We start from the raw sequence: 24,618 nt of genomic DNA, 5'->3' as shown, positions 1-24,618 counted from the left end.
AGGCCTTTGACCCGCGCTTCTTATCAATATAAATAACAGCAGAAAGTTTACCTGATCAGCGTAATAAAGCCCTTATACTCGAAGACTGTCTTCTCTTCACATTCCGCTTCAATGAAATAAAGATATGTACCCGCCTGCCCTTTTTTACCCAGCACCGTACCATCCCATCCGGCACTGCGATCGTTTACCTGGAAGCCACTACGCTGGAATACCAGGTTACCCCAGCGATTATAGATACGCATAGACTTAATTTCCCGGATACCGCTACCCAGCGGGAAAAAGCGATCGTTTTTACCATCGGCGTTCGGAGAAAAACCGGTTGGGATAAATACTGCGCCCTGGTTACACACGAGTTGCACCTTCACCTCGTCTTCCGCTTTACAGCCATATTGATTTTCTACCATGATTTTATACGTGGTGGATTTGTTCAGCAATGCCAATGGGTTGGGGCAATCGCTGCAATTCAGGTAGCTGTCCGGTGACCATGTAAGATGCACCACATCGTTACTGATACTTGGCGTTAAGGTGATGGCCGTACCGCCCGGTGTGACGCGGTCCATGCCGGCATCTACAGTGGGCGCGGGTTGCACACTCACCGACACCTCGGCTTCGTCGCTGAAACAACCTTCTTTATCGGAGCCGGTTACTTTGTAGGAATATACCCCAATCGCCGGGGGTTTGGCCACCGGACTGGCAATAGTAAAATCGTTCAGGCCTTCTCCGGTCCATTGGTAAAGATCGGCGCCGGTGGCGTGCAGCGACAATGGATCACCGAGACAAAAATCCGTAATCGGCGCAATGGCTACCATTAACGGCCGCACGACGCGCACGCTTACTTCATCGCTGGCGGTACAACCTTTGGCGTCCACTACTTTTACTTTATAGGTGGTGCTGTACTCCGGGCTTGCTACAGGATTGGCGCTGGTGGCATCGGTCAGCGAAATGCCGTTATCCCATACATAAGTACCCCCGCCTTCGGCACTCAGGGCCGTGTTTTCGCCGAGACAAAGCGTGGCGGCGGATGCTTTGGCGTTAGGAATGGGCAATGGCAGAATATGAAGGGCGTGGTTAGCGGTATCCGAGCAACCATTATCCGCTGTGGCGATCAGGCTGATGTCGTAGGTACCGGCGGTATTGAATTGCTTTGCATCCGGCGTGCCTTCGGTGCTGCCGCCGCTGCCACCGAAATCCCATTTCCATTTGGTGGTGGATGCGTCTCCTTTTGCGAGTGTGTACTGGAACAGCACATCGGAATTGGCGCAGGCCTCCAGCGGGCCGGTTACACCTACGACCGGTTTCTGTGCAACGGTTAATGGCTGCGACACCGTTTGTTCACAGCCGTAAGCTGTAAGCACGTGCAGTTTCACTTCGTGCGAGCCCAGTTGATTCGCGTAAATGCCGGGCGTCCCGGTATCCGCGTCCGTCATTTTTAATCCGTTGGCCAGCGTCCAGGTGTATGTGCCAGGGGTTTCTCTTTCATCAATAGAAAAACTATTGTAAGCTACCTCCGGGTTAAACATACCGCTATCGCAGGCTACCAGTGGGGAAGTAACCAGCTTCAGGTCCAGTTTATCGATCACGATCGGATCGTCGAGGAACGCCACACCTTTGCAGGTGCTGCCGTCGCCCATGATGAGGCGTGGGTTGTAAATGCCGGCATTCTTATAAGTATGGGTGATCGTTTTCTCCGTTGTTTCTTTTACCTGTCCATCGGTAAAGTCCCACGAATAGCTCGTTACGTCCTGCGCATCTACCTGGAAAGAAATTTCTTTCGTTAAACAGCCTCCCGGCGCCGATGCACTGATCTTTCCTTTAGGCCCTTTAAATTCTATAATTTCTATTTTTTCATCCTTGTTATCGGCTTCGCCTATCACCGTCAGTTTTACTTTGTAAGTGCCGGCGTACGCGTAGGTATGCGAAGGATGGAGGATGCGCGAGGTACTTCCATCGCCGAAATCCCACAACACCGATTTTGCGTTTACGGATTTATTGGTGAACTGTAGCGTCACCGGCGGACATACATCCACCTTATCCGCCACGTAAGAATAATCCGCGCTCACGTCCGACACCTTAATCACTTTTTCACCGTATCAGTACAGCCGTTGGCGTCTTTTACAGTAAGCGTGACGGTGTAAGCACCTTTGGTTGCGTAACGTTTTGTACCGGGATACTGAAGGTTGGAAGTAGTGCCATCGCCGAAATCCCATTTATACGTTTGCGGGCCGGTGCTCAGCCAGGTATCTGTATTATTGTAAATAACCGCGGCGTCATTCGGCCCTACCAAAGATGGTATGGTAAAATCCGCATTGGGCCCAACGATCATTACCTGCCGGCCACCGGAATAGCTGTCGTGACAACCTGTTTCGTCCGTTACAGTCATCGTGGCATAATAGTATCCGGCTTTATCATATTGATGGCTGAACGGCCCGTTCTTATCGTATGTTTCGCTTTTACCGTCACCATAATCAAACTTCCAGGTTTTAAGCGGCGCACTGAACTGCGTATCCGTCTGATCGGTAAAAAACATGCTGGCGCCATGACACACCAGGCTGCCGGCGAAATCGAACTTCGCGACCGGGCCGGTAACGTCTACAATTATTTTGTTGGATTCATCCATGCAGCCAAGCGCGTTGCGGCTACGCACATGAAATGCCGCTTTGCCGGGCAACAACCCGGAATACGCCATGGACGCGTCCTGGAACGACCACCTGTAAGGAATATCATTGTACCACCAGCTGTATTCGCTGTGCACTGTGGCATCGTTTGTGGTTGTTTTCACGAGTGCGAAATCGTTACGGCACAGCGTGGATTTATCGGACGCAATTACGATCGGGCTGTTATTGATGATGCGCACATTTTGGGTACGGGAGCTGGTACAGCTGCCATCCGACACGGTAATCGTAATAACGTAGGTACCGTCTTTCGCATAAACGTGTGTTATATCTTTCGGTGCTGCACCGGTATAAACTTCAGGAGTTGATCCATCGCCAAAATCCCAGGTAGTGGTCGTAGATCCCACAGAATTGTCGGTAATACGTACGCGCATACGATCGTTACAATCTACCGGACTTAACACGAACTTCGGGTAAGGCGCCAATACTTTTATTGTTTTGCTAGTGATATCGTAGCAGGTACCGTTAAACACCGTCAGTTGCACGGTAAATTCAGCCGGCCCGTCTTCGAACCGGTGCGAAACATTCCGGCCGGCCGTGGGTGCCGTACCATCGCCCCATGACCAGGGAACGGTCGGTCGTAGGATCCGGCGTGAGGTCGTTGAAGAGCGCCGCATTGTAGCCGCACACGGTTGCCGGACCATCAAACGCGGGAATCGGTTTCTTGTAAATCACCACGTTGGAGCGAATGGCCACTTTGCCTTCACAACCGTCTTTCGTTTTATATTTCAGGGAAACAGGATACGTGCCGGCGGCCGGAAAAGTATGACTGGGCCGCGCATCCGTGGATACCGGTGAGCCATCGCCAAAATCCCATTCGTACGTATCGAGCGGATTGCCGTAGGCGTAAAAATCGAGCGTGGTGTTTTCGCAAAGGCGGGTATCGGCGGTCGTATAAAAGATATCCACCACCGGCATCGAAACATACAGACTGCGGTACGCGGTAGACGAACATCCGTCCACATTCGTAACTGTTAAAGACGGGCTGAAATATCCCTGCGAAGTATAAGTAAACGTTGGAGTCGCATCCGTGGCACTGGTGCCGGCGCCGGAACGCCAGTCCCACTTCACCGCTCCTACCGTGTTATCCGTAAATTTAATGTCGATGGGCAGGGTACAATAAGGTTTGTCTTCCATCGTAAAACTTGCTACCGGCGCCACTTTCACCTCAATTTCCTTCTGCACTTTCGATTCACAGGCGCCAAACATCGCACTTAGCATGATGTTTTGTTTACCCGTTTTCACCATCGTGGTGTATAACGAACTGGAGTTGGAAAGCAGGAACGCATCCTGGTACCATGACACCGACGACGCTGCTGGTGTGGTGACGGCGGTAGACGATAAAGTAGTATTCTGGCAAATAATAGCCGGAATAGTAAAGTCCACATTGAAGTTGGCGACGTTGATCGGCGTAGACGATTTCGTGCTTTTACAACCTGCCGAATTACTTACGTCCAGTTTAATGGTATAAAGCCCTTTATGCTGATACACGTGATTAACAGGCTGAATATCGGCGCTGGTGGTGCCGTCGCCGAAGTCCCAGGCGTACACCACATCCGCACCGGCGCTGGAGGCATTCACGATCGGCACCGTGGCGGGTGCGGCACAGAATATATTGCCGGAAGCCACAAATTCCGCGGTCAGTTTAGGCGCCACCGTTACCGCGTTAGTAATCGTTTTTGTATTGGAACAGCCGTAACTGTTTTTCACGGTGAGCGTTACCGTGTACGCCATCGCATCCGTATACGTATGCGATGGACTGGCACCGGAACCAGGCGCCCCATCGCCAAAATCCCAGGAGTAGCCAGACAATGACCCATCGCCTGCAGTAGCGTTAGCGGTAGAGAACTTCACGCCCATAGGCACGCAACCTTTGGTCACATCGACGGAGAAATCGGCTACAGGGTCTTTATACACGGTTACATACGCGGACTTCACTTCTTCGTCGGTGCCAGAGGCGCCTTTGGCGATCAATTTGATGGTGTAGGTGCCGGGAGTGGTATAACTGGCGCTGGGATTCACCTCCGTGGAAGTAGTACCATTGCCGAGGTCCCAGGTATAGGTGGTGGCGCCGGTCGACTGATTCCTGAACTTGACGATCAGGGGATTACAGCCGGTCGCCGGACCGTCGGCAACAAATGCCGCATTTACCTGGGCTGAGGCGCTGCCTGTGAGCAACAGGCCGAGCACTAGCAGGAATAAGAGTTTGCCGGACAGGTTAAATAGGGTCAGTATAAATTTCACGGTGTTTCGGGATAAAATGCCCACAAAAATAGCATTTAGCTATCATATGATAATTTTATTAACATAATAGAAGTGATTAATATAATGTTATCGGGGAGGGGTATTGAGGGTCAGGAGGTTAACTTTTGGCACGGTATCAATAGCGCAGGGAACAAAGTTATCCAGCTCACTGGAAAGCAATCCATAAAAAGGCCGGCATAAAGCCGGCCCGTTTATAACGATATACAGTATATCAAGGAAAAATACCGAGTGATTCGTATGCAACGCCTACTTTGTTGATGGCGCAAACATAAGCTGCGGTACGCATATCTTTGATGTCTTTGTTCTGATTCATGACGTCGCGCACCTCATGGAGGGCAGCGATCATGGTTTCTTCCAGACCAGAGTATACTAAATCCACTTCATCGGCGCCATGCGCGATGAATTTGCGCTCCTGCTCGTTTACTTTCCTGCCGGTCATTTCTTCAATAACGCTCAGGATGTGGATGTTCATATTTTCGTCGAAACGTTTTCCGAGACGACCATAACGTACGTGGCTGAGGTTTTTAACCATTCGAAGTATGAAACGGTTACACCACCGGCGTTCAGGAACATGTCCGGCAACGATCACGCCTTTGGCGTTCAGGATTTCGTCGGCTTCAGGCGTCAGCGGGCCGTTAGCGGCTTCACCGATGATTTTTGCCTTTACGCGGTCGGCGTTACCACCGTGGATCACGTTTTCCAGCGCAGCGGGGATCAGGATATCGCACTCCTGCTCCAGGCCGTCTGTATTTTTTTTCCAGGTTTTTAGCGCCGGGGAAGTTGATGATAGAACCGGTTTCGTTGCGGTGCTTCAGCACCTCGTCCGGGTTGAGGCCTTTTTCATTGTAGATAGCGCCATCCCATTCGATGAGGCAAACTACGATAGCGCCTGCTTCGTGGAAATATTTAGCAGCATGGTAGCCTACGTTACCCATACCCTGCACGATTACCCTTTTACCTTCGATACCCGGGTTCAGACCCAGTTTCTCCATATCTTCTTTTACGTTGCACAGCTCGCGCAGACCATAGAACACACCAAGACCGGTGGCTTCTTTACGGCCGCGTACGCCGCCGAGTGCTACTGGCTTACCGGTAACGCAACCTGCGCCGTCGATTTCGCCGGGACGGAGGCTCGTATAGGTATCCGGGGATCCAGCTCATTTCCCGTTCGCCTGTTCCATAATCGGGAGCAGGTACGTCAACGCCGGGGCCAATGAAGTTTTTCTTCACCAGTTCCGCGGTATAACGACGGGTAATGCTTTCCAGCTGGAAAGGCGTATAGTGACGGGGATTAATTTTGATACCACCTTTTGCACCACCGAACGGAACGTTCACGATCGCACATTTGTAGGTCATCAGGGCGGCCAGGGCCATTACTTCGTCCTGGTTCACTTCATCGCTGAAGCGGATACCGCCTTTACAGGGGAGTTTGTGGTGAGAGTGCTGCACGCGGTAAGCCTCGATAACTTCGATGCGGTTGCCCTCCATTCTAACGGGGAATTTCATGCGGTATACCGCATTGCACGCCTTAATCTGCTCCAGGATGCCCTTCTCCCATTTGGTGAATTTGGCCGCCTTATCGAAGCTCTCTTCTACGCTCTTAAAAAAGCTGTAGTGAGCTTCCTGCACGGGTGCTGTAGCTGTTGCCATAAAAAGTTGTTTAAGATGTTGTTTTGGTTATTTCGATGGTTATTTTTCCTGTTCCAGTTTATGGAGCTTGCGCTCGATCCTCACCAGGTATAACACAATTCCGACAAAAATGATTACCAATACGCCAATCACGACATTGATCTTTCCATTGGAACGCATCATTTCATTGATAGCGCCGGTTTCTGTGTTCTGTTGCTGCGCAAAAGTCATAGTGCTGATGAACAGCGAAAATATCGTCAGCAGAAAAAAGGAGAAGGTTCTATTACGCATGTATAATCTTTTTAAGCGCGAGTTTTCTATATCTTACCCTGATGGTGTATAACCAAACGCTGAAGAGCGCCCAACCGATCATGGCAGGATAAAACAGGCGCATCATGGTACCGTCTGTGTCAGCAGATTTGAAGCCAGGACTGCTGGTGCTGCCCGGATGCAACGAGTCTACCATTCTCGGAATAATATAAGTAAGCGGGATGAGCAGCGCAAAGGCAAATACATTGAAGATCGCCGAAACGCGGGCCCTTTTGTCAAGATCGGAGAAAGAAGAGCGCAGCACGAGGTACGCCAGGTAAATCAACAGTGCCAGCGCAGTGCTGATCTGTTTCGGATCGTCCGTAATGGTGCCGCCCCAGGTGTACGTTGCCCAGAGAGAACCGGTGGCAAATCCCATCAACCCGAATAATACCCCTACACTACCAGCGCTCGATGCCCAAATATCTTTCTTCAAATCGTTGGAAGCCAGATACATAATGGATGCAACCACAGATATACCAAACTGGGTATACATCGCTATCCACATCGGCACATGATAGAAAAGATTACGGGATGTTTCCTCGTTATTGGCGATGATCGGGATCTTTACGCTCAACCCGGCGATGATCGTGTAAAGAATGATTACTACGCTTAAAATTTTCCACCAATGTTTTGCCATTATTCCGATGCTAAATGTGGGGGCAAACCTACAGGTTTTATAGGTAACGACAAAGACTTTCGGTGATTTTCGCAATCATGCAAAAGGGAAGAATTTTGTTAATCAATCCTCCAATCAAACAATAAGTTTATTGAAAAAGATAAAATGAAAGGGGTTAATTAGTAATACTTTAACACTTTTATTCCTTCCAGAGGTAAGGGAACAAAATGAGCGCCAGCCCGATAACTAACACGTCTAGTCCACCGAGGAGGCAAAACATATACACCAGCCCGGGCTGCAGCACTGGCTCAAATGCAGTGCGGGAAATGTTTCCAAGCAGCATCAGGAAAGGCATAATCAGCGGGAACCCCATAATAGCCATAAGCGCTGCGTTCTGACTCGCCTGTGAGGCAATAGCGGCCAACATGGTGAATATCAGCGACAGACTAAGCCCGCCGAGCATCACCACTCCTATAAAGTAATAAGGAGAAATAATCGGGTTGCCGAGCAGCATGGTACAGCATACCAGCGACATGATACTCATAAACAACATCAGGATCACATTATAAATGAGTTTGGCAATGATAAACTGCCGTGGATGCACCAGCGAGGCGAAGTATAACATCCTGCCCCGGCTTTCCTGCATGAAACTTTTTGCTACCGCATTTACGCACACAAACAGCTGCACGATCCAGAACAAGGCATTCCAGATTTTGTCTTCCGGTTTCATGATCATCAGGTTAATCACGAACACCGTCGCAAAAATGTAGAGCACAATGCCGAAAAACGCATGCTTCTGGCGCCATTCGAGCACCAGGTCCTTTTTCACCAGGGTGATGATTTGTGACAGGTATGTTTTCACGGCTGCAAAGGTAACGGCTAAAAGCCAAATACCTTATCTTTATCCCTTTACAATTGTTCAATGAAGAAAATACTCGTTGCCAACCGGGGCGAAATTGCCCTCCGCATCATGCGGTCGGCCAAAGAAATGGGAATAGCTACAGTAGCCGTTTATTCGGAAGCCGATCGTGAAATGCCCTTTGTGCAGTACGCCGATGAGGCCGTGTGCATTGGTCCCGCCCCTTCGAACCAGTCATACCTCGTAGCCGATAAAATTATTGCGGCCGCCAAACAGACAGGCGCAGAAGGCATTCATCCCGGTTATGGCTTTTTAAGCGAGAATGCCGCTTTTTCACAGGCGGTAAAATACGCAGGACTCATCTTCATTGGCCCCTCTCCCGCTTCTATCAGCGTCATGGGCAGTAAACTGGCCGCGAAACAAGCCGCACAGAAGTTCGGCGTACCGATGGTGCCCGGAACCGAAACGCCGTTGCGCAGCCTGGAAGAAGCGCGCGAGGTGGTAAAACGCACCGGGTTCCCGATCCTGATCAAAGCCTCTGCAGGCGGCGGTGGCAAGGGTATGCGCGTGGTGCAGCACGAAGGCGAGCTGGAAGAACAGATTGGTATGGCGAAAAGTGAAGCACTCAACGCGTTTGGCGACGATGCCGTATTCATTGAAAAGTATGTAGGCTCCCCGCGGCATATTGAAATCCAGTTGCTGGGCGACCAACATGGCAATTATGTATATCTTTTTGAAAGAGAGTGCAGCATACAGCGCCGTCACCAGAAATTGATCGAGGAAGCACCATCCAGCTGTCTGACCCCGGACATCCGCTCCGCCATGGGCAAATGTGCGGTGGACGTAGCCCGGGCATGTGATTATTATGGTGCGGGCACAGTGGAGTTCCTGGTAGATGAGCAGCTTAATTTTTATTTCCTGGAGATGAATACCCGTTTGCAGGTAGAGCATCCCGTAACGGAAATGATTACCGGCCTCGACCTGGTTAAGGAGCAAATCCACATAGCAAGAGGAGAAAAACTTTCTTTTAGCCAGAAGACTTAAAGATAAACGGCCATGCGATCGAGTTACGCATCTGCGCCGAAGATCCCGCCAACAACTTTTTGCCGGACACCGGCAAACTGGAAACCTACATCCGTCCGCAGGGCAATAACGTGCGGGTCGACGATGGTTATGAGCAGGGTATGGATATCCCGATCTTCTATGATCCCATGATCGCCAAACTCATCGCCTGGGGACAAACCCGCGAAGAGGCCCGCGAGCGGCTGATCCGCGCGATCAACGAATACCGGGTGAAAGGTATCCGCACCACCCTCCCGTTTGGTAAGTGGGCGCTGCAGCAACCAGCGTTTATTACCGGCCAGTTCGATACCAACTTCATCGGAAAATATTTTACGCCCCAGTCACTGCGGGCAGAAAACAGCGAAGCGGCACAAGCGGCGGCGATCTTAGCCGTGCAGCTCTGGCAGCGCGTTACGGCTGCACAACAACCTGTACCTCAGCCTTCTAACTGGAAACTGCGGAGAAACCTGCGTTAAAAAAGCATTAAAATAATTGTTAATCGGGGTGAAGCCTGCAAAAAACCAGCTAAATTTGCGTCGGACTATGCAACAGCTGATTTTAAATATTCTGCAATTCTTCCATAAGCCATTTGAGAAGATAATCCCCTTCCAAACCTTCAAATACGTGGTTTGCGGAGGCGGCAATACGTTGCTCGACATCGTCATCTTTTTCATCAGCTACAACTTCATCCTGGGAAAAGCTAATACAGACCTCGGCTTTATGGTGGTATCGCCACACATCATGGCGTTTATCATTTCCTTCTGCATCACGTTCCCATCGGGCTTCCTGCTCAGCAAATACATCACTTTTACGGAATCGAACCTCCGCGGGCGCGTACAGCTGTTCCGGTATTTTCTGCTGGTGGCGTTTTGTATCCTTTTTAACTATGTGTTCCTGAAAGTGTTTGTGGAGTACTGCGGCTTTTACCCTACTATTTCTAAAATACTGACCACTATTATCGTGGTATCATTCAGTTATGTAACGCAGAAGCGCTTCACTTTTAAAGAGCAGCCTGTGCCCGTTTCCGAACCACAGGCCATTGAAGTGATGGCCGAGGATCAGTCGGGCAGGTTGTAACAAACCCGGCAACGCGGCTCGTAAACGTCTTTTTCCCCTAACAATACCTTTCCTTTATCGGCAGATTTGCGGTAAGAATAATTGGCGATGCTGCCGCATTTTACGCAGATCGCATGAAGTTTCGTGATGTAATCAGCCTTTGCCAGCAAGTCCGGGATAGGGCCAAAAGGCCTGCACTGAAAATCCATATCCAGCCCGGCTACAATTACCCGAATGCCCTTTAGCGCCAACGCCTCACAAACTTCAGGTAATCCCGCATCAAAAAACTGCGCTTCGTCTATGCCCACTACATCCACTCCCTGTCCGAGCAGCAAAATCTGTTGCGAACTATCTACGGGTGTGGACAAAATTCTATTGGTATCATGCGAAACAATATTTGTTTCGTCGTAACGTATATCTATTCCCGGCTTAAAAATCTCGACACCCAGGTTGGCTATACGCGCACGTTTCAACCGGCGGATCAGCTCTTCGGTTTTACCGGAGAACATCGAACCACATATCACTTCAATCCATCCGTTTTTTCGACCTGCCATCACCGGCTCAATAAACATATGATAGTATTTTGATCATCAATTAATTAGAAATTGGCTAACTTTATGCAAATAAAATAATTTTACCGTCAGTACGTTAAACAATTAACGCATGGAAAAAATTAATGCCTTAATTGATAAGTTACAGGAATTAAAAGCTGCCCGGGCTAACCTGCAAACTATATCCTACTATTCACAGCTACTGCAGGCAGAAATATTACATCAGCGTAATATTTTGCAGAGAGAGCGTGATTTAAACTCCGGTTCACACGGCCACGTTGCGGTAATTTTGCCCGTACAGGCTGCTGTGGTAGAAGCTGTTGTCGTGGAAGAAGAAAAACCTGTCGCCACCGCTCCGGCTCCTCCAACCAATCATGAACCTTATCTCCCCCTGTTGCCGCACAAATGATTCAACCCACACCACCGCCGCCTGCAGAAGCCCCCGCGCCGGAACCGGTTGTGCCTGAACGTCGCGATAACGGTTATCATCCCGACGTGTCCCCATCAAAACCAAACAACAGGAAGAGCCTAAACGCCCCACCCTGTTCGATATGCCTGAAAAGCCGCATTATAACGGTCATACGGAACCGGCGGCGACCAATATACGGAAAGACATCAACGAACTGGTAAACGGCAATTCGCTGAACGATCAGTTACGCCAGTCTAACATAGAAGTGGGTCAACGGCTGGGTGAAATGGGCATACAGGATTTAAAGAACGCCATCGGCATCAATGACCGCTTCCGGTTTATTGAAGAATTATTCCGCGGTGAGAAAAATATGTACGAGCGCTCGATTAAGACCATTAACGAATGTACCTCATTGCAGGAGGCCAATAATTGGATCGAGCGCGAGCTTAAGGTCAAAGAGGGCTGGCTGGAAGACAATCCGCTGGTGCAGCAGTTTTGTGCGATCGTAAAGAAACGTTTTACCTGATATAGCGCAATCGTGCGTAATTAGTACCATGTGGGTGTTGCTCCACATGGCTATTTTCTTTTAGGTTGATATTATTGATCTTAAAGGAGTGCCTTCTCCTTAATATATTCCATGATCTTCCCCGTGGCCCCCGGTTATCCCGGATAAAGTCGCCGGCAATACTGGCTTTATTCAGGTAGATGTGTGGCTCCTCCAGGGCGGCCATCGCATCCGAAAAGCCCTTCAAGCCATCTATAGATATAGCCCCACCAAGCGAAACCAGCTGCACTGCTTCATAGTACTTCTCGTAAACCGGGCCGATGATCACGGGTTTGCTATAGGCTGCCGGCTCCAGCAGGTTATGGATTCCATCTTTCCCAAAACCACCGCCAACATAGGCAATGTCGCCATAGCGGTACATGGCCGAGAGCATACCTACATTATTGATGATCAGCACATCCGGCCGGGGAGCGTTTTCATCCGCGGCCAACTCTGAGTACAGCATCGCTGACGGAAATTGCTGCCTTATCTTGTTAATATGGCTTTCCCCGATTTCGTGTGGTGCGATGATCAATTGCCGACCAGTTCCCGATTGGGTCGTCCACCACCCGGCCAATAAAGCCTCATCTGCCTCCCAGGTGCTGCCTGCGACCAAGACCCGCTTGTTGTCCCCGCAAAAGCGGGCAATCACGGGCAGGTGTGCCGGGTGTTGCCGGAGTTCCCAGACGCGATCGAAGCGGGTGTCGCCGGACAGGCTAACGTGTTGTATGCCAATACCTTTTAATAAATCGACGGATTCCTGGTTTTGCAGGAAGATATGCACCATATCGCGCAGCAGCTCCCGGTAAAGACCTCCATGCCACCTGAAAAACAGCTGATCGGGCCTGAAAATTCCGGAAATGAGCAGCAGGGGCACGTTTAGCGCCTTTATATAATGATACCAGAATTCGTACTTGATGAAAATAGCCACTGAAGGCCGGAGCGTTTCCACGAAACGGCGTGCATTGGCAGCCGTATCCAGCGGGAGATAACAAATCAGGTCGGCACCCGGATAGTTTTTGCGCACCTCGTATCCCGAAGGAGAAAAGAAGGTAAGTACTATTTTTCGGCCCGGGTACTGTTCCCGGATGGCCTCCAAAACCGGCCTGCCCTGCTCAAACTCTCCAAGTGACGCGGCGTGAACCCATACAGCGCCCGTGGCTCCGAGCGAACCTAGCTGCGCCCAGACCGGTTTCCGTCCCTCAATCCACTTCCTCGCCTTCTTGTTGCCCGCCAGGGCGGCCACGCCTACCCCCAACCGGTACAACCCGATCCCCATATTATAAATAATTACCGATAATCCCACGAAATTGTCACTTTATAGGATAAATTGAATATCTCACAAAGATAATCGCCTCCCAATCTCAATTTTTGTAAATTTGCGAGCTTAAAAAATAAAAATATATATCCAGATGGTTCCTATTCAGATGGTGGATCTTAAACGCCAGTATGCGAAAATCAAGTCACAGGTAGATGTTGCTATTACAGAAGTACTGGAAAGTTCCGCATTCATCAATGGTGGGCCCGTTCAGCAGTTTGCCAAAGACCTGGAAAGTTACCGGATGTGAAGCACGTAATTCCCTGCGCCAACGGCACCGATGCATTGCAGATTGCCATGATGGCCGCCGGCTTACAGCCTGGGGATGAAGTAATTACAGCATCTTTTACCTTCATCGCTACCGCGGAAGTAATCGCCCTGCTGCACCTGAAGCCGGTATTTGTAGACGTGGACCCGCAGACTTACTGCATCGACGCTACTAAACTGGAAGCAGCGATCACCCCTAAAACAAAAGCCATCGTTCCCGTACACCTGTACGGCCATGTTGCTGATATGGAAGCAATTATGGAAGTGGCCAACAAACATAACCTGATTGTAATTGAAGATAATGCCCAGCCATCGGCGCCAACTACACCGCTAAAGATGGCTCCGTGAAAAAAGCGGGCGGTATCGGCCACATTGGCTGTACTTCCTTCTTCCCTTCCAAAACCTGGGGTGCTATGGTGATGGCGGCGCCATTTTTACCAATGACGACGCCATGGCCGCACAAATCCGTATGGTGGCTAACCATGGACAAAGCGCCCGTTACTACCATGATGTAGTGGGGGTAAACTCCAGGCTGGATACCGTGCAGGCCGCCGTACTGAAAATTAAGCTGCCGCTGCTGGACGAGTACATTAACGCCCGCCGCGCAGTAGCCGACGCCTATGACAAAGCCTTCGCCGACGTTCCGCAGATCGTTACGCCGTACCGCGCTCCTTACAGCTACCATGTATTTCACCAATACACCCTGCAACTGGAAGGCGCCGACAGGAATGAACTGCAAGCACACCTTGCAGCCCGTAACGTACCTGCCATGATCTATTATCCCGTACCCGCGCATCGTCAAAGATGTTCGCTTCCTTTGGAAGCAGTGAGTTTGATTTGCCAGTTACCGATACGCTTACAGGAAAGGTAATTTCTCTGCCTATCCACACGGAAATGGATGATGACCAGCTTCAGCACATCATTGAATCTGTAAAATCATTTTTAATTAAATAAGCCCCACATGAAAATTACCGTAGTAGGCACCGGCTACGTAGGATTGGTATCCGGTACATGTTTCGCCGAAACAGGCAACAACGTCACTTGTGTAGACATCGACGTTAACAAAGTAAACAAACTGTCTAAAGGCGAGGTTACGATTTACGAACCAGGTCTGGAAAAGTTATTTGAGCGTAACCTGAAAGAAGGACGCCTGCATTTCACCACTAACCTGGAAGAAGGTATCGAAGGCGCACAGGTAATATTCCTGGCCCTGCCGACCCCTCCCGGTGAAGATGGTTCTGCAGATCTTTCTTACGTTCTTGGTGTTGCCGAGCATCTTGGCAAAATCATGAAGGACTACAAGGTGATCGTAGACAAAAGTACCGTACCTGTAGGCACCGCCGAAAAAGTAACGGCGGCTATTGCCAAAAATGCGAAAGTGGAGTTTGATGTAGTGTCTAACCCCGAGTTCCTGCGCGAAGGCGTAGCCGTGGAAGACTTCATGAAACCCGACCGCGTAGTCATCGGTACCAGTTCCGAACGCGCCCGCAAAGTAATGGGAGACCTGTACGCACCATACGTTCGTCAGGGTAACCCGGTTATATATATGGATGAAAAATCCGCAGAGCTTACTAAATACGCCGCCAACTCTTTCCTCGCCACCAAAATTTCGTTCATGAACGAAATTGCGATCCTGTGCGAGAAACTGGGTGCGGATGTCGACATGGTACGCCGTGGTATCGGCAGCGATGACCGCATCGGCAAACGCTTCCTGTTCCCGGGTATCGGTTACGGGGGCAGCTGTTTCCCGAAAGACGTGCAGGCGCTGGTGAAATCATCAGAAGAAGTAGCATATGAATTCCGCATCCTGAACGCGGTGATGGACGTGAACGAAAAGCAAAAGCTGTTCCTCATGCCCAAAATCAATGCTTACTTTAATAACGACCTCAAAGGCAAACACTTTGCACTGTGGGGCCTGGCCTTTAAACCTAACACCGACGATATCCGGGAAGCTCCGGCCTTGTACCTCATCGAGGAACTGACCAAAGCCGGCGCCACCGTTACGGTATTCGATCCTGAAGCCATGAACAACGTTCGCGGTGTGGTGGGCGATAAAGTAACCTACGCAGAGCATCAGTATGAGTGCCTGAAAAACGCCGACGCACTGATCATCGCTACTGAATGGAGCGTGTTCAGAACGCCGGACTTTGACCAGATTGCCGCTACGCTGAAACAAAAAGCGATTTTCGACGGCCGCAACTTGTTTGAAGTGCCGCGCATGAAAGAACTCGGATTTTATTACGAAAGCGTTGGCCGCCTCGCTGCCAAATAAACCCAGTGGACATGAGCGACAAAAAAGAATATTGATTACCGGCGCCGCCGGCTTCCTCGGATCGCATCTGTGCGACCGGTTCATAAAAGAAGGCTATCATGTAATCGGGATGGACAACCTGATCACTGGTAACCTGAAAAACATCGAACACCTCTTCAAATTGAAAGAGTTCGAATATCCACCATGATGTGTCCAAGTTCGTGCACGTGCCCGGCCACCTGGATTACATCCTCCACTTCGCTTCGCCTGCAAGTCCCATCGACTACCTGAAAATGCCGATCCAGACATTGAAAGTTGGCTCGCTGGGTACCCACAACCTGCTGGGTCTGGCCAAGTCGAAAAATGCGCGGATGCTCATCGCTTCTACTTCTGAAGTTTACGGTGACCCGAACGTGCACCCGCAACCGGAGGAATATTGGGGTAACGTAAACCCGATCGGTCCCCGTGGCGTATACGACGAGGCAAAACGTTTCCAGGAAGCTATTACCATGGCTTATCACAACTTCCATGGACTGGAAACACGCATCATCCGCATCTTTAACACGTACGGCCCCCGTATGCGACTCGATGACGGCCGTGCGCTGCCTGCATTCATGAGCCAGGCCCTTACCGGCCAGGACCTCACCGTGTTTGGCGATGGTTCTCAAACCCGCTCTTTCTGTTATGTTGATGATCTCTAGAAGGCATTTACCGCCTGCTGCTGAGCGATTATCACCTGCCCGTGAACATCGGCAACCCGTCCGAGATCACGCTGAAAGAGTTTGCAGAAGAGATTATCGCACTTACCGGCACTAACCAGAAAATCGTGTACCATCCATTGCCGAAAGATGATCCGAAACAACGTCAGCCGGACATCACCAAAGCAAAACAAATCCTGGGCTGGGAGCCGAAAGTAGACCGTAAAGAAGGTTTAAAAATAACTTACGAGTACTTTAAACAAGCACTTGGAAAATAAAACCTGATAAATCGCAAAAACAGCGCTTCCGTAACGGAGGTGCTGTTTTTGTCTTAATACCATATCGTAATTTTACCACATGAAAAGGAAAATACTTGTTACAGGCGCTGCCGGCTTCATCGGCTCACACGTTATCAGGCTTTTTGTCAACAAATATCCCGATTACCTCATGGTGAACCTGGACGCGCTGACCTATGCAGGCAACCTGGAAAACCTGAATGATATCAAAGACAAGCCCAATTATGTTTTTGAAAAAGGAGATATCATGGACGAAGCGCTCGTGGACTCCCTGTTTTCCAAATACCAGTTCGACGGCGTGATTCACCTGGCCGCAGAAAGCCATGTTGACCGCTCCATCCTCGGATCCACTGGCGTTCATCAAAACCAACGTGCTTGGCACTGCGGTACTGCTGAACACCGCCCGCAAACACTGGAAAGACAACAGCGAAGGCAAATTGTTCTACCATGTTTCTACCGACGAGGTATATGGCTCCCTGGGCGAAGAAGGCCTTTTCACAGAAGAAACACCTTACGATCCCCGCTCGCCGTATTCCGCGTCCAAAGCCAGCTCCGACCACTTCGTGAAGGCTTACTACCACACTTATCACCTGCCGGTGGTATTGTCCAACTGCTCGAATAACTATGGCTCCAATCACTTCCCTGAGAAGCTGATCCCGCTGGCCATTCATAATATCAAAAACAATAAACCGGTACCCGTATACGGTAAAGGAGAAAATGTGCGCGACTGGCTGTTCGTGGAAGACCATGCACGTGCGATCGACGTTATTTTCCACAAAGGCCGCATTGGCGAAACCTACAACATCGGCGGGTTCAACGAGTGGAAAAACATCGACCTGATCCAATTGCTGTGCAAAGTGATGGATAAAAAACTCGGTCGTGCCGAAGGCGAATCCGCTAAGTTGATCACTTTCGTGAAAGACCGCGCAGGTCACGATCTTCGTTATGCGATAGATGCCACCAAACTGAATAAGGAACTGGGCTGGGCACCTTCCCTGCAATTCGAGGAAGGCCTGGAGAAAACCGTAGATTGGTATCTCGCAAACGAAGAATGGCTGGATCATGTAACCAGCGGCGCTTATCAGCAATACTACGAAACACAATATCAGAAAAGATAATTAAAGAAGATGCCATTCACGGAAACAGGAATTCCCGGCTTGCTGGTGTTTGAACCAAAGGTATTTCCAGACAGCAGGGGATATTTTTTGAAAGCTACAACGCCAATACTTTTAAAGAATGTGGCACCGAATATAATTTTGTGCAGGATAACCAGGCCCGCTCTTCGTATGGTGTGCTGCGCGGACTGCACTACCAGCAGGAGCCCTACGCGCAAACGAAATTGATCCGCGCACTGGAAGGCAGCATTCTCGACGTGGTTGTTGATATCCGTAAAGGATCACCTACCTACGGAAAAGTATATACCATCGAGCTTTCCGCCGAAAATAAAAAGCAGTTGCTGGTACCCAAAGGCTTTGCCCACGGCTATTCCGTACTGAGCGAAACCGCGGAAGTAATGTACAAATGCGATAATTTTTATCATAAGGCCAGCGAAGGCGGCATCATTTATAATGATCCGGCTCTCAAGATCGACTGGGGCTTTGACCTGAAAGACGCGTTAGTGTCGGACAAAGACCTGGTACTGCCTACCCTGGCGAATTGCCAGCACAATTTTGTTTACCAGCCTTAATCCGCTGATTTATTATGAAGAAAATTCTTGTTACCGGAGCAAACGGACAATTGGGAAAAAGCCTGCAGGCACTGGCCCCGCAGTATGGTCAATACGAATTCCTGTTTGCCGACCGCAGTGTACTAGACATTGCCGACCAGGATGCGGTGAACCGTTATTTCGCGGAGCATCAGCCGGCCGCCTGCATCAACTGCGCCGCCTACACGGCGGTTGACAAAGCGGAAGCCGACGAAGACAATGCATTCACCCAAAACTTCCTGGCCGTAATGTACCTCGCTGAAGCGAGTCTCCAGCACAACACACAACTGGTGCACATTTCCACCGATTATGTGTTTGACGGGTACAGCAACCGTCCTTACCGCGAAACGGACGAAACCGGCCCACGCACTATCTACGGCAGCTCCAAACTGAAAGGCGAAGCCGCTGCCACGGATGTAAACCCGAAATCTATCGTGGTACGCACCTCCACGGGTATACGCTAAAGAAGGCGTCAACTTCGTGAACAAGATACTTCAGCTGATGCAGGATAAGCCGCAACTGACCGTGGTAATGGACCAGGTGGGTACGCCTACCTATGCTCCGGACCTTGCAGCCGCGCTGATCAGCATCGTTTCCAAAGTATTCGAAACGCCGGAAACCGACTTTGGTGGCGTATACCACTACAGCAACGAAGGTGTTGCCAGCTGGTTCGACTTTGCCATGGCTATCCGCGACATCAGCGGCGCCAGTTGCGCAATATTGCCGGTAACCTCTGAGCAGTTTCCCGCCCCGGCGGCGCGCCCAGCTTACAGTGTGCTGAACAAGGAAAAGATAAAAACCACCTTCGGGCTGGAGATTCCCTACTGGCGAAACAGCCTGCAGGCCTGTCTGAAAGGATAAAATGAAAAAGCCGTTCTTCTACAGAACGGCTTTTTTATGCAGATACAATTTTGCCATCTTTCATGACCAGCTGACGGTCGCTGAGGGGAGCAAGTTCTTCATTGTGTGTAACGATGATGAACGTTTGCCCGAATTGCTCCCGCAGGGTAAAGAACAACTGGTGCAGCTCCCGCGCGTTGTGAGAGTCCAGGTTGCCCGTAGGCTCGTCTGCCATCACTACCGAGGGATTGTTAATGAGCGCCCTGGCCACGGCCACACGCTGCTGCTCTCCGCCCGAAAGTTGATTAGGGCGGTGATCCAGGCGATTTTTAAGCCCGAGGGTTTCCAGTAGAAAAAGTGCCCGCTCCTTTACCTCGGCCTTCTTGTTGCCCCTTATAAAGCCCGGGATGCACACGTTTTCCAGCGCGGAGAACTCCGGCAACAGGTGGTGGAACTGGAAAATGAACCCCATGTGCTGGTTACGGAAATCGGCCAGGGCCCTTCCCTCCAACTGGGTAATGTTCATATTGTGCAGGAATACGTCGCCGCTGGTAGGCGTATCCGAGGTGCCCAGCAGGTGTAGCAGCGTACTTTTGCCCGCCCCCGAAGAGCCAACGATGGTCACTATTTCACCTTTGTTAACAGTTACGTCAACACCCTTCAACACCTGTAAGTTGGAATAATTTTTGGTAAGATTGCGAGCGGTAAGCATACCCAAAGAAAACAATTTTCTCCGTTAAAATAGATAAAGTTGTTTATTTCAAATTAAATAATACTTTTGCGAAAATTTAGAGAAAGTAAAATTTTTCATATGTACTGGACTCTCGAATTAGCATCTTACCTGGAGGACGCTCCATGGCCCGCTACCAAGGACGAACTCATTGACTACGCCATCCGTTCCGGTGCACCTATCGAAGTGATCGAGAACCTGCAGGAGCTGGAAGATGAAGGGGAAATTTACGAAGGCATAGAAGACATCTGGTCCGACTATCCCTCACAGGACGACTTCTTCTTCAACGAAGACGAGTATTGATTACTTAAGTTGTACTGTTGTTTACCACCCCCTATTGGTAGCCATTACCGCAAAAAAATTAGCCGTTCCAATTGGAACGGCTTTATTTTTTACCGGGTGTTCCGGGTGTATTATTTTTCCATTTGTTCGATCACTTCCGCAGAAACACCGGTGAAGGAGAAGCCGCCGTCGTGGAACAGGTTCTGCATCGTTACCATTTTGGTAAGGTCGGAGAACAGGGTTACTGCATAATCAGCGCACTGGTCAGCGGTAGCATTACCCAGCGGGCTCATTTTTTCTGCATAAGAGATAAAGCCATCGAAGCCTTTTACGCCGCTTCCGGCAGTGGTGCGGGTCGGCGATTGGGAGATGGTGTTAACACGCACCTTGTTCTTTTTACCATAGTGGTAACCGAAGCTGCGTGCGATAGATTCCAGCAGGGATTTGGCATCGGCCATTTCACCATAGTCAGGAAATACACGTTGTGCAGCGATGTAAGTGAGCGCCACTACAGAGCCCCACTCGTTCAGCGCATCCATTTTGTAGCAGGTTTGCAGCACGCGGTGAAGGGAAGTAGCAGAAATATCGTTTGTTTTATGGTTGAAGTCGTAGTCCAGGTCCATATAGTTCCTGCCTTTACGGATATTCATACTCATACCTACGGAGTGAAGGATAAAATCAATTTTGCCTCCAAAGTGCTCCATGGATTTGGTGATGAGGTTGTTGATGTCGTCGTTGCTGGTAACGTCGGCCGGGATGATCGGCGCGTTGCAGGCTTCCGCCAGTTTCTTGATCTCACCCATCCGCATGGCAATAGGAGCATTGGTCAGCACAATCTGCGCGCCCTGTGCAACACAGCGTTCCGCTATTTTCCATGCAATGGAGTTCGCGTCCAGCGCGCCGAAGATGATACCTTTTTTCCTTGTAATAAGTTATGAGCCATTTAATTCTAAATTTTGCCAAAAATAGTATAATAGTTGAATATCTAAAGCTAAAAATTAATCATACGTTAAGTCCTGACGTCCTTAGTTGGTCACCATTTCACGGGCATTTTCCAATGCGGCTGCTGTCGGTTTTTCACCACCCAGCATCTGCGCTATCTTGTTAATACGCTCTTCCTGTTCCAGCAAACGCACGCTGGTGGTCACTTTGCCGGCCTGCTCCGTTTTATACACGAAGTAATGTGCGTCCGCTTTACCGGCTATCTGTGGCTGGTGCGTGATACAGATCACCTGGATGCCATTTGCCAGTTCCTTCATAATAGCCCCCACCTGCCGGGCCGCTTCGCCGGAAATACCGGTGTCGATCTCGTCAAATATAAGCGTAGGCAGCGCCACCGAACGGGCGACCAGCGATTTAATACATAACATCAACCTGCTCAGCTCTCCTCCGGATGCCACTTTGCGGATAGGTGCAAATTGGTCGCTCTTGTTCGCATCGAACAGGAACTCAATATGGTCCTGGCCGAAAGCGTTCAATGCAACGGTGGCCACGGCTACTTTCAGGCGTGCATTCGGCATACCCACCTGCGCCAGCAGTGCGTTTACTTTCTGCTCGAAAGCCGGCAGCTGGGCTTTGCGTTGTTTCGTAATGTGATCGGCCGCCTTCTGCAGCTGCTCCAGCAACTGTTTGCCTTCGTTTTCCAGTCCGCTGATGCGCTCATCGAGGTTTTGTACATTTTCCAGCTTTTCGCTCAGCGTCTTGTGAATCGCGATCAGTTCATTGGTGGAGGTTACATTATGTTTTTTTATACAATCTGTAACCCAATGCCAACCGCTCATTCAGCAATTCCATCCGTGCGCCGTCGTACTGCAGCTGGTCGTTCACCCGCTCTACATCGCCGGCAATATCCTGCAGCTCTACGTAACTGGACTGTAAACGTTGCGCAATACCGGGAATCTCTTTATGAAAATTAGCCAGCGCCGACAGGGATGATTGCATTTGCTTCAACACCTGCAACACCGGTTGCTCATCTTCCTTAAGTTGATAGTACACCCGGACAGAGAATTCTTGATCTCTTCGGCATGACTCAATCCTTTGAGCTCAGTATCCACGCTTTCCAGTTCATTTTCACTGAAAGCAGCTTCTTCCAGCTCATCGAGCAGGAATTTGTTATAGTCGTATTCTTTATTGGAATTGTCGCGCTGGTCTGCCAGCTCCTTCAGCTCCTTCTGGATGGCAACATAGCGGGCGAACAACTGCGCATACTGTTGTAACGCCTCGGGTTGTGCGGCAAGGGCATCCACCACTTCGCGCTGGAAGTCGGAACGGCCTAGGTCCAGTGTATCGAACTGCTGGTGCAGATCTACCAGCAGGCGGCTCAGTTCATTAAGCTGCCCCAGGTTCACGGGCGTATCGTTCACAAAAGCGCGCGATTTGCCGGCCGCACTGATCTCGCGACGGATGATCAGTTGATCTTCCATGTCCAGTTCGTACTGGTCAAAGAAGTGCTGTACCTGTTGCTTTTTCACTTTAAAAATGCCTTCGATCACACATTTGCTGTCTTTTTTAAACAGCACTCCCGGATCGGCGCGTTCGCCGAGTATCATAGACAAAGCGCCCAGCAGGATAGATTTACCCGCACCGGTTTCGCCGGTGATCACATTCAGCCTCCCTGAGAAATCGATCTCCGTGTGCTCAATAATCGCGTAGTTCTGAATAATTAAACGGTGCAACATAGAAGAAGTAACGTCATTCACTTAAAGTCGACATCAAATTTCAACTAAAAAATCTACAAGCCCAAAATTGTGGAATATTAATTCCCGGCAAGGCGCAGAATGCCAGCTTTGGCGCGCTGATCGAGCGAATTTTTATAATCATGTCCCTGCATGTCCAGGCACTTCTGAAACCAGGCCTCTGCGGTGGCCTTATCGCCCCGCTTTTCATAGATATATCCCAGCTGCAAACAGGAACGGGCCGCGAAATACTCCGTTCGGTTGGCTCCCAGTCTCGCCGTAGCTTCGTACATGGCGATCGCATTATCATCGGCATTCAATTCGTCATAAATGCGGCCCAGGCGATAGGCAAACTCCAACCGGTCTGGCGCCGTGGCAAAGTCGGCCGATTTTTTCCATGCAACAGGCGCAGCGCTTCATGGTAAAAACCGCCGTCGGTGAGCAATCGCACGCGCAACAATAACGGATTAGGCCAGGTACCGGACTTCGCTTCTTTCAATGCCTGCTTGTCCGCATCGGTATCTGTACCACCCCGCGTGAGAATCATCGCACGGTATTTAGCCGCCATTTCGGTATTGCCTTTCACGTAATAACCCCAACTAAGTTTCTGCAGGGCTTCTTTGATAAAGAAACGGCCTTTAAAGCGGGACACGAAACGTTCGAGGTAAGCGGTGGCATCGTCGTCCGGCGGTTAAGTTTTAATTGGCCCAGCAAATAGTTTTCCCAAACGATATCCGCGTACTCGGGACTATGATTCCGATCGGCGAGTGCGGCAATGCCCTGTTGCGCCTTCTGGTTGTTCATCGACAATTGCGCGACCATCAACGCAAAAAGATAATTGTTTTTAGTATCGAGTTGTTTATCGTGGATCAGCTGCCATACCTGGTCTGGTTTATTTTCGATGAACAGTTTCAAATAACAGTAATAGTAATAAGATTCTTCCCGGAACAATTGCGCCGATGCAGCAGCACTTTCCACGGCCAGCTGCACGTTCGCCATCCCCTGCTTAATACTGCCCCGCAAACCGAGAATGTTCGTAATCCATTTATATCCCTCCGGAATAGTGCCGAACACCGTTTGCAAAGCACCCACCATCATCTTGTTAGGCACAAAGTCCGGGAACTTCTTCTGATTATCACGGAAAGCCACGTAGGCCCTGCGAATTTCCCAAACGGCATCCCAGCGTTCGCCGAATTTCACTTTCACCAGCGCCCATTGGAATTTAATGGCCGCCTGGGTGTATAAATAGTAAGGAGAATCCTCCGGCCCTTCCGCCATTTTATCCAGTCGTTCGCCACGCAGCTTTTTACGCTGGCTGTACAGGGCGGGGTCTTCATTAAAAAACAGCAGGAAAAAATCTGCGTAGTTATCGAGATAATAGGGAATGAGGTTATCGGGGTGTTCGCGTTTTTCGTCGTTAAGGAGTTGCAAGCCGGCGTTGATGCGCAGCTGCATGATAGCGTCGTAAGCCTGCTGGCAGCGGGGATTAAAGTCGTATACCTTCTGCCCTGCAAATACGGATAGGGATATATTTAACAGCAGGACGGTCGCAAATAGGAAACGCATAATAACGCAAAGATT

Annotated in this window: 36 protein-coding genes and 2 pseudogenes; 19 read left to right on the top strand and 19 right to left on the bottom strand. The window is 50.0% G+C overall.

Annotated elements, in window-relative coordinates; genetic code table 11:
- Positions 1–47: 47 nt before the first annotated feature.
- From MKQ70_RS41755 to MKQ70_RS34400, 9 genes are all read right to left on the bottom strand, one after another.
- Entirely contained in the window at positions 48–2,069 is a 2,022-nt protein-coding gene (locus tag MKQ70_RS41755; RefSeq protein WP_248079820.1) for a PKD domain-containing protein, read from the bottom strand.
- A gap of 5 nt (positions 2,070–2,074) precedes the next feature.
- Positions 2,075–3,157: a PKD domain-containing protein gene (locus MKQ70_RS34435; protein ID WP_248079818.1), complete on the bottom strand. Its 1,083-nt coding sequence runs from the start codon at positions 3,155–3,157 to the stop codon at positions 2,075–2,077.
- A 7-nt stretch (positions 3,158–3,164) separates the two neighbouring features.
- A complete protein-coding gene (locus tag MKQ70_RS34430) occupies positions 3,165–4,916 on the bottom strand; it encodes a PKD domain-containing protein (protein ID WP_248079816.1) in 1,752 nt (583 codons plus the stop codon).
- A 232-nt stretch (positions 4,917–5,148) separates the two neighbouring features.
- A complete protein-coding gene (locus MKQ70_RS43560) occupies positions 5,149–5,652 on the bottom strand; it encodes a Rossmann-fold NAD(P)-binding domain-containing protein (protein WP_504909816.1) in 504 nt (167 codons plus the stop codon).
- Positions 5,615–5,971, bottom strand: coding sequence for a Rossmann-fold NAD(P)-binding domain-containing protein (locus tag MKQ70_RS40480; RefSeq protein WP_308199343.1), 357 nt, complete (start codon positions 5,969–5,971; stop codon positions 5,615–5,617). The genes MKQ70_RS43560 and MKQ70_RS40480 overlap by 38 nt, the downstream gene beginning before the upstream one ends.
- A gap of 52 nt (positions 5,972–6,023) precedes the next feature.
- Entirely contained in the window at positions 6,024–6,587 is a 564-nt protein-coding gene (locus MKQ70_RS34415; protein ID WP_248079811.1) for a Glu/Leu/Phe/Val family dehydrogenase, read from the bottom strand.
- Between the two features lie 39 nt (positions 6,588–6,626).
- Entirely contained in the window at positions 6,627–6,857 is a 231-nt protein-coding gene (locus MKQ70_RS34410; protein WP_248079809.1) for a CcmD family protein, read from the bottom strand.
- On the bottom strand, positions 6,850–7,515 hold the full coding sequence (ccsA, locus tag MKQ70_RS34405; protein ID WP_248079808.1) for a cytochrome c biogenesis protein CcsA: 666 nt from the start codon (positions 7,513–7,515) through the stop codon (positions 6,850–6,852). Before ccsA ends, MKQ70_RS34410 begins: the two co-directional genes overlap by 8 nt.
- 178 nt (positions 7,516–7,693) lie before the next feature.
- Positions 7,694–8,356 carry a heme exporter protein CcmB gene (locus tag MKQ70_RS34400; protein ID WP_248079805.1) on the bottom strand — a complete coding sequence of 221 codons (663 nt, stop codon included), beginning with the start codon at positions 8,354–8,356 and terminating at the stop codon, positions 7,694–7,696.
- A gap of 60 nt (positions 8,357–8,416) precedes the next feature.
- On the opposite strand from MKQ70_RS34400, the gene MKQ70_RS34395 reads away from it, so the two are divergent.
- The 3 genes from MKQ70_RS34395 (at position 8,417) to MKQ70_RS34385 (ending at position 10,492) form a co-directional block, all read left to right on the top strand.
- Positions 8,417–9,397, top strand: coding sequence for an acetyl-CoA carboxylase biotin carboxylase subunit (locus tag MKQ70_RS34395; protein WP_248079803.1), 981 nt, complete (start codon positions 8,417–8,419; stop codon positions 9,395–9,397).
- A 59-nt stretch (positions 9,398–9,456) separates the two neighbouring features.
- The gene (locus MKQ70_RS34390; RefSeq protein ID WP_248079801.1) at positions 9,457–9,891 is read left to right on the top strand and encodes a biotin carboxylase domain-containing protein; all 435 of its coding nucleotides are present in this window, start codon (positions 9,457–9,459) and stop codon (positions 9,889–9,891) included.
- Positions 9,892–9,958: 67 nt separating this feature from the next.
- Entirely contained in the window at positions 9,959–10,492 is a 534-nt protein-coding gene (locus MKQ70_RS34385) for a GtrA family protein (RefSeq protein ID WP_248079799.1), read from the top strand.
- Here MKQ70_RS34385 and MKQ70_RS34380 read toward each other — a convergent pair.
- On the bottom strand, positions 10,474–11,043 hold the full coding sequence (locus tag MKQ70_RS34380; RefSeq protein WP_248079797.1) for a thymidine kinase: 570 nt from the start codon (positions 11,041–11,043) through the stop codon (positions 10,474–10,476). The genes MKQ70_RS34385 and MKQ70_RS34380 overlap by 19 nt on opposite strands.
- A gap of 91 nt (positions 11,044–11,134) precedes the next feature.
- Between MKQ70_RS34380 and MKQ70_RS34375 the strand changes: the two genes are divergently transcribed.
- Positions 11,135–11,431, top strand: a complete 297-nt coding sequence (locus tag MKQ70_RS34375) for a hypothetical protein (RefSeq protein ID WP_248079796.1) — start codon at positions 11,135–11,137, stop codon at positions 11,429–11,431.
- Positions 11,432–11,573: 142 nt separating this feature from the next.
- Complete coding sequence (locus MKQ70_RS34370) at positions 11,574–11,957, top strand: DUF8457 domain-containing protein (protein WP_248079794.1); 384 nt, start codon at positions 11,574–11,576, stop codon at positions 11,955–11,957.
- Here the strand turns inward: MKQ70_RS34370 and MKQ70_RS34365 are convergent.
- Positions 11,950–13,281: a 3-deoxy-D-manno-octulosonic acid transferase gene (locus tag MKQ70_RS34365; protein WP_248079792.1), complete on the bottom strand. Its 1,332-nt coding sequence runs from the start codon at positions 13,279–13,281 to the stop codon at positions 11,950–11,952. The genes MKQ70_RS34370 and MKQ70_RS34365 overlap by 8 nt on opposite strands.
- 106 nt (positions 13,282–13,387) lie before the next feature.
- Between MKQ70_RS34365 and MKQ70_RS41750 the strand changes: the two genes are divergently transcribed.
- The 13 genes and pseudogenes from MKQ70_RS41750 (at position 13,388) to MKQ70_RS40460 (ending at position 19,371) form a co-directional block, all read left to right on the top strand.
- The gene (locus tag MKQ70_RS41750) at positions 13,388–13,543 is read left to right on the top strand and encodes a hypothetical protein (RefSeq protein ID WP_308199341.1); all 156 of its coding nucleotides are present in this window, start codon (positions 13,388–13,390) and stop codon (positions 13,541–13,543) included.
- Complete coding sequence (locus tag MKQ70_RS41745) at positions 13,540–13,908, top strand: DegT/DnrJ/EryC1/StrS family aminotransferase (RefSeq protein WP_308199340.1); 369 nt, start codon at positions 13,540–13,542, stop codon at positions 13,906–13,908. The genes MKQ70_RS41750 and MKQ70_RS41745 overlap by 4 nt, the downstream gene beginning before the upstream one ends.
- Positions 13,905–14,075, top strand: coding sequence for a hypothetical protein (locus MKQ70_RS41740; RefSeq protein ID WP_308199339.1), 171 nt, complete (start codon positions 13,905–13,907; stop codon positions 14,073–14,075). The genes MKQ70_RS41745 and MKQ70_RS41740 overlap by 4 nt, the downstream gene beginning before the upstream one ends.
- A pseudogene (locus MKQ70_RS41735) lies at positions 14,012–14,514 on the top strand (DegT/DnrJ/EryC1/StrS family aminotransferase). Before MKQ70_RS41740 ends, MKQ70_RS41735 begins: the two are co-directional and overlap by 64 nt.
- Before the next feature lie 7 nt (positions 14,515–14,521).
- Positions 14,522–15,832 (top strand): UDP-glucose dehydrogenase family protein, encoded by a 1,311-nt coding sequence (locus MKQ70_RS34355; RefSeq protein WP_248079790.1) that lies wholly within the window; start codon positions 14,522–14,524, stop codon positions 15,830–15,832.
- A gap of 31 nt (positions 15,833–15,863) precedes the next feature.
- On the top strand, positions 15,864–16,019 hold the full coding sequence (locus MKQ70_RS40475; RefSeq protein WP_282456951.1) for an NAD-dependent epimerase/dehydratase family protein: 156 nt from the start codon (positions 15,864–15,866) through the stop codon (positions 16,017–16,019).
- A 1-nt stretch (position 16,020) separates the two neighbouring features.
- The gene (locus MKQ70_RS40470; protein ID WP_308199338.1) at positions 16,021–16,512 is read left to right on the top strand and encodes an NAD-dependent epimerase/dehydratase family protein; all 492 of its coding nucleotides are present in this window, start codon (positions 16,021–16,023) and stop codon (positions 16,510–16,512) included.
- 41 nt (positions 16,513–16,553) lie between these two features.
- Positions 16,554–16,787, top strand: coding sequence for a Rossmann-fold NAD(P)-binding domain-containing protein (locus tag MKQ70_RS34345; RefSeq protein WP_248079788.1), 234 nt, complete (start codon positions 16,554–16,556; stop codon positions 16,785–16,787).
- A 79-nt stretch (positions 16,788–16,866) separates the two neighbouring features.
- A pseudogene (locus MKQ70_RS43555) lies at positions 16,867–17,100 on the top strand (GDP-mannose 4,6-dehydratase); the annotation flags it as partial.
- 28 nt (positions 17,101–17,128) lie between these two features.
- Positions 17,129–17,923: a dTDP-glucose 4,6-dehydratase gene (locus MKQ70_RS34340; RefSeq protein ID WP_443657864.1), complete on the top strand. Its 795-nt coding sequence runs from the start codon at positions 17,129–17,131 to the stop codon at positions 17,921–17,923.
- Between the two features lie 62 nt (positions 17,924–17,985).
- Complete coding sequence (gene rfbC / locus MKQ70_RS34335) at positions 17,986–18,492, top strand: dTDP-4-dehydrorhamnose 3,5-epimerase (RefSeq protein ID WP_308199590.1); 507 nt, start codon at positions 17,986–17,988, stop codon at positions 18,490–18,492.
- A 14-nt stretch (positions 18,493–18,506) separates the two neighbouring features.
- Positions 18,507–18,974 carry an SDR family oxidoreductase gene (locus tag MKQ70_RS40465; protein WP_282456950.1) on the top strand — a complete coding sequence of 156 codons (468 nt, stop codon included), beginning with the start codon at positions 18,507–18,509 and terminating at the stop codon, positions 18,972–18,974.
- Between the two features lie 16 nt (positions 18,975–18,990).
- Positions 18,991–19,371: an SDR family oxidoreductase gene (locus MKQ70_RS40460; protein ID WP_308199337.1), complete on the top strand. Its 381-nt coding sequence runs from the start codon at positions 18,991–18,993 to the stop codon at positions 19,369–19,371.
- A gap of 34 nt (positions 19,372–19,405) precedes the next feature.
- Here MKQ70_RS40460 and MKQ70_RS34325 read toward each other — a convergent pair whose 3' ends face one another.
- The gene (locus MKQ70_RS34325; RefSeq protein WP_248079786.1) at positions 19,406–20,062 is read right to left on the bottom strand and encodes an ABC transporter ATP-binding protein; all 657 of its coding nucleotides are present in this window, start codon (positions 20,060–20,062) and stop codon (positions 19,406–19,408) included.
- 99 nt (positions 20,063–20,161) lie between these two features.
- On the opposite strand from MKQ70_RS34325, the gene MKQ70_RS34320 reads away from it, so the two are divergent.
- Positions 20,162–20,383, top strand: a complete 222-nt coding sequence (locus MKQ70_RS34320; protein WP_012794455.1) for a DUF2795 domain-containing protein — start codon at positions 20,162–20,164, stop codon at positions 20,381–20,383.
- A 110-nt stretch (positions 20,384–20,493) separates the two neighbouring features.
- On the opposite strand, the gene MKQ70_RS34315 is transcribed toward MKQ70_RS34320, so the two are convergent.
- The 7 genes from MKQ70_RS34315 to MKQ70_RS34285 all read right to left on the bottom strand — a co-directional run bounded on the left by MKQ70_RS34315 (position 20,494) and on the right by MKQ70_RS34285 (position 24,603).
- The gene (locus tag MKQ70_RS34315; protein ID WP_248081822.1) at positions 20,494–21,231 is read right to left on the bottom strand and encodes an enoyl-ACP reductase FabI; all 738 of its coding nucleotides are present in this window, start codon (positions 21,229–21,231) and stop codon (positions 20,494–20,496) included.
- A gap of 156 nt (positions 21,232–21,387) precedes the next feature.
- On the bottom strand, positions 21,388–22,143 hold the full coding sequence (locus MKQ70_RS34310) for an AAA family ATPase (RefSeq protein WP_248079784.1): 756 nt from the start codon (positions 22,141–22,143) through the stop codon (positions 21,388–21,390).
- Positions 22,100–22,357 carry a hypothetical protein gene (locus MKQ70_RS34305; RefSeq protein WP_248079782.1) on the bottom strand — a complete coding sequence of 86 codons (258 nt, stop codon included), beginning with the start codon at positions 22,355–22,357 and terminating at the stop codon, positions 22,100–22,102. Before MKQ70_RS34305 ends, MKQ70_RS34310 begins: the two co-directional genes overlap by 44 nt.
- Positions 22,309–23,040: an AAA family ATPase gene (locus tag MKQ70_RS34300; protein ID WP_248079780.1), complete on the bottom strand. Its 732-nt coding sequence runs from the start codon at positions 23,038–23,040 to the stop codon at positions 22,309–22,311. Before MKQ70_RS34300 ends, MKQ70_RS34305 begins: the two co-directional genes overlap by 49 nt.
- A gap of 77 nt (positions 23,041–23,117) precedes the next feature.
- The gene (locus tag MKQ70_RS34295; RefSeq protein WP_248079778.1) at positions 23,118–23,396 is read right to left on the bottom strand and encodes a hypothetical protein; all 279 of its coding nucleotides are present in this window, start codon (positions 23,394–23,396) and stop codon (positions 23,118–23,120) included.
- Positions 23,354–23,623, bottom strand: a complete 270-nt coding sequence (locus MKQ70_RS34290) for a hypothetical protein (RefSeq protein WP_248079777.1) — start codon at positions 23,621–23,623, stop codon at positions 23,354–23,356. The genes MKQ70_RS34295 and MKQ70_RS34290 overlap by 43 nt, the downstream gene beginning before the upstream one ends.
- Positions 23,620–24,603: a hypothetical protein gene (locus MKQ70_RS34285; protein WP_248079776.1), complete on the bottom strand. Its 984-nt coding sequence runs from the start codon at positions 24,601–24,603 to the stop codon at positions 23,620–23,622. The genes MKQ70_RS34290 and MKQ70_RS34285 overlap by 4 nt, the downstream gene beginning before the upstream one ends.
- Between the last annotated feature and the right edge of the window lie 15 nt (positions 24,604–24,618).

This window comes from Chitinophaga sedimenti (assembly GCF_023156195.1).
Classification (GTDB): domain Bacteria; phylum Bacteroidota; class Bacteroidia; order Chitinophagales; family Chitinophagaceae; genus Chitinophaga; species Chitinophaga sedimenti.
The sequence above is the reverse complement of the archived record's forward strand: the minus strand, read 5'-3'. Positions and strand labels throughout refer to the sequence as shown.